The 4089-nt window shown below is 73.0% G+C and carries 2 protein-coding genes; one reads left to right on the forward strand and one right to left on the reverse strand.

Annotated features, from left to right (window positions below; all coding sequences use genetic code 11):
* Positions 1-132: 132 nt before the first annotated feature.
* Positions 133-2430, reverse strand: coding sequence for a glycoside hydrolase family 9 protein (locus tag HCN52_RS22530; RefSeq protein WP_376767194.1), 2298 nt, complete (start codon positions 2428-2430; stop codon positions 133-135).
* Between the two features lie 370 nt (positions 2431-2800).
* Between HCN52_RS22530 and HCN52_RS22535 the strand changes: the two genes are divergently transcribed.
* A complete protein-coding gene (locus tag HCN52_RS22535; protein WP_168090279.1) occupies positions 2801-4021 on the forward strand; it encodes a PQQ-dependent sugar dehydrogenase in 1221 nt (406 codons plus the stop codon).
* Positions 4022-4089: the final 68 nt, after the last annotated feature.

Raw genomic sequence — 4089 nt, forward strand, 5'->3', positions numbered from 1 at the left:
CCCCCCGGGGCCGCGGCCCCGCTCCGTCCCGGTCCGGAACGCCTCGCCCGCGGCGCGGGCGGGACCGCCCGGGACCGCCCGGGACCGGCGCGCGGTCCGGACGGTCCGGGCAGCCCCCGGGGGCCGCCGCGCTCAGGAGCGGCCGGGCGCACCCCCGTCCACCGTCCCGGCGCCGTCACCGAGGTCGTCGACGAAGGAAGCGACCCAGGCCAGCGGCGCGTTCCAGTTGATGGTGATCTCGTTGGTGGCGTAGGATTCGATGTGGTCGATGTAGCACATCGCGGGCGCGCATCCCTCCAGCAGGTCGGCGGCGATCGGGTCCTGCAGCTCCTCGTTGGGACCGCCCGCGACCGAGCCGGGCGCCGGGTGGGGCAGCGCCGGGTTCAGCTGCCGGGCCCAGTGCCGGTGGTGCTGGTTGCGGGAGTCCCGCTCGCCGTAGCCGGTGACGTAGGACTGGTTGAGCGGGTTGCGGCCCAGCAGGTAGTCGAGCCCGCGCAGCACCGCCGCGCCGTACCGGGCCTCCCCGGTCAGGTCGTGGGCGACGCCGAGCACCACCATGTTGTTCAGCACCTGTGAGTTGGAGCCCCAGACGTAGTTCTGGGAGAAGGGCAGCCCGTACGCCTCGGAGACGGAGTCGGCCGCGTAGCCGTCGGCCGCCTCCAGCAGCGTCGCCGTGATGTCGGCCCGCTCCGCGGGGGTGAGCGCGGTGTCGACGGTGGCGAGGGTGATCGCGCCCAGCCCGGCGGTGGCCGCCCAGGCGAGTCCGCCGCGCGGGAACACCGCGTCGGTGTCACCGTGCAGCGGGGAGTTCCGCAGGTCCTCCAGGTACTGCTCCTCACCGGTGGTGGCGAAGAGTTCGGCGGCCGCCCAGTAGAACTCGTCCGTGACGTTGTCGTCGCTGTAGGCGCCGCCGCCCTGGCCGTCGTTCGGGTCCGCGTAGTGGTCGGGGTGGCGCTGCGCGGCCTCGTAGGCGGTGACCGCGCTCGTCAGCGCCTCGGCGGCGAAGTCGGGGTCGTACGGCTCGAAGAGCCGGGCGGCCTGCGCCCCCGCGGCGGCGAGGTTGAGGGTCGCCGCCGTGGACGGCGCGTGCAGCTGCCGGAGCTCGGCATCCCGGTGCGGCAGCAGCGGCAGCCCGGTCCAGTTGGCGTCGTGCAGCTTGTGGTGGGCCATGCCCGCCAGTTCCTCGCCCTGGGGGACCTGCATGGCGAGCAGGAAGTCGAGCTGCCAGCGCGCCTCGTCCAGGATGTCGGGAACCCCGTTGCCCTGCTCGGGCACCCGGAGCGAGCCGTCACCCAGCGCCTCGCCGTCGGCTCCGTCGGCCCAGAGGGTGCGCTCGTACAGGGACATCAACTGGGCGACCGAGATGCCGCCGTTGACGACGTACTTGCCGTGGTCCCCCGCGTCGTACCAGCCGCCCGGCGCGTCGAGCCGGTAGTCGCAGACCCCGGGGCGGCAGGGGACGTCGAAGTCGCCCCGGTTGGGCGCGACGTTGAGGTGGCCGGCGGGCCGGGCGTACTCCTCGCCGACGAGCTCCGCCTCGATCTCGATGCCGCTGCGGTTGTGGTAGTAGTACGCCAGCGCGTCGGTCCGCAGGCCGGAGTAGAGCGTGTCCCCGATGGCGAACGGCTGGCTGGTCTCCCCGTCGACCGTGACCGTCCACCCCTCGCCCTCCCGCTGGACGGCGTCGAAGGAGAACCGGTGGACGTGCTGCCCGGACGTCGGGTCGGTGCCGAACGGTGCGGTCTTCCCGCTCGCGGCCCGCCTCCCGTCGGCGTCGCGCAGCACCCAGCGCAGCGCCTTGGGTGCGTCGGTGACAACGGTGCCGCTCTTGGGGCCGTGGGTCAGGTAGCCCACCTGGTTGACGCGGACCGGTGAGCCGGTGTCCGGCTCGTAGACCGGCGGCACGGCTCCGCCGCGCAGTGACACCTCTTCGAGGCAGAACGTGAACGGCTCCGCCGAACCGCCCAGTTCGACGGAGAACTGCGCCGCCTCGTAGTCGGCGCCGACAGTGAACACGTGCTCGAAGGAGACCGCCGGCCCCGAGACCGTGTCGGTGGTGGCGAGTTCCTTGGTGTACGGCTCCTCGGCCAGCATCACGTTGGCCCGGGAGACCACCGGGGCGCTGGAACTGGCCGTGTAGCGCAGGGCGTAGCTCTCCCCCTCCTCCAGCGCGATGCCGGCCTGCCCGACGATGGCGTCCCAGGGGTTGGCGGTGCCGCCGGGGATGTCGACGCACAACCGGCCGTCGGAGACGACGCCCTCGGTGTTCGGGGTCCACCACCACGCCTCGGTGCCGTTGGCGAAGTCACCGTTGACGATCAGTTCGGGCCCCTCCTCCTCGCCGGAGGGGGGCCCGGCCGCCGCCCCGACGGCGGGCACCGACAGCAGTCCGGCGGCGAGCGCGGCGGCGGTGGCCGCGCCGAGCACCACCCGGGTCCGCAGGGGTGAGCGATGCGGGCGGGGCCCGATGAGGGGCGGTGGCGAGGCGTTCGACGTGCGGCTCTGACGGTTCACAGCTCGTTCCTTCCAGCGGTGGGGGTCCGGTGGTGTCGGCGCGGTGGGGGCCGGCAGCCGGACGGCGCGGGGAGACCACGAGACGCTTGGGAGCGCTCCCATAGAGCGTGGAACCGGTGCGCCAAGCCGTCAAGACGACCCGCACCGGAAAGTCTGGAAGCGCTCCCAGGGTCTGGCGCGGTCGATCTCCAGGCGTTAGCGTCCCCGACTGCCCAGGGGCCGGGCCGGTCCAGCCGATCGGCCTCCCCGGGACGGCTCGACCACCCCCACACCCGTTGGAGTCGCCATGTCACGACGCCGCAGCTGGACGCTCCGCGCCCTGCTCGCCCTCTCCCTCGCCGCCGCACCGCTGGCTCACGGCACGGTCACCGCCCAGGCGCAGGAGCCGACCGCCTCCGTCGACGCCGAGGGCGCGCCCGTCCTGGAGGATCTGACCGTCACCACCGAGCAGGTGGGCTTCGGCCTGAGTCGTCCGACCGGGCTCGACGGACCCGACGACGGCACCGGACGGCTTCTCATCGCGGAGAAGGCGGGGACGGTGCGCGTCTACCACCCCGACACCGGACTGGAAGCCCAACCGCTGCTGGACATCCGCACGTTGGTGAACGCGAGCGGCAACGAGCGCGGCCTGCTGGGACTCGCGACGGCCAAGGACTTCGCCGAGACCCAGGAGGTCTACCTCTCCTACACCGCCCAGCCGGACGGCGCTGTCACCCTCGCACGCCACCACCTGGACGACGGCACCACCGAGGTACTGATCAGCCAGGACCACCCCGACTACACCAACCACAACGGCGGCGAGGTCGCCTTCGGCCAGACGGACCAGTACCTGTACTGGTCCCTCGGGGACGGCGGCGGCGCCGGCGACCCGAACAACAACAGCCAGCGCATCGACACCCTGCTCGGCAAGATCGTGCGCATCGACGTGAGCACCACCTGCGGGCCCGTGCCGTACTGCGTGCCCTGGGACAACCCCTATCTCCACGACCCCACGGCGGAGCCCGAGATCTGGGTCTCGGGGCTGCGCAACCCCTGGCGGTTCTCGATCGACCCCGTGACCCACGCGGTGTGGGTCGCCGACGTCGGCCAGGGGCGCTGGGAGGAGATCAACCGGCTCGGCGCCTGGGCGGGTGGCTCCAACCTGGGCTGGTCGTGCAAGGAGGGTCTGGAGATCTTCGACGAGGACCGCTGCCTGTCGGGCGTCGTCTACCACGACCCGGTCTTCACCTACCAGACCTCCGTGGACGGCTGTGCGGTCGTCGGCGGCCACGTCTACCGGGGCGAGCGGTACGCGGACATCGCCGACGGCGTGTACCTGGCGACCGACTACTGCTCCTCGACCGCCTTCGCCCTCAGCGCCGACGGCTCCCAGAACGCGCGGATCGGTACCTTCCCGACCCAGGTCACCGCGTTCGGCACCACTGCCGACGGTGAGCAGTACCTCGTGAACGACCTGCCCGGCCAGCTGCACCGGGTCGGCTTCGAGTCGGCCTCCGCCTCACGCTGACCCCGGGCGGCGCGGGCGGGCGCCGTCCACGGCCGGCTGCCGTCGCCCCGGTGCGCGGCGGCCGGCCG

The sequence above is a fragment of the Streptomyces bohaiensis genome (genome assembly GCF_012033785.1).
Lineage (GTDB): Bacteria > Actinomycetota > Actinomycetes > Streptomycetales > Streptomycetaceae > Streptomyces > Streptomyces bohaiensis.

Bases quoted from the DNA above. Each gene is read 5' to 3' on its own strand.
- HCN52_RS22535 (WP_168090279.1), top strand. From the start codon at position 2,801: ATGTCACGACGCCGCAGCTGGACGCTCCGCGCCCTGCTCGCCCTCTCC.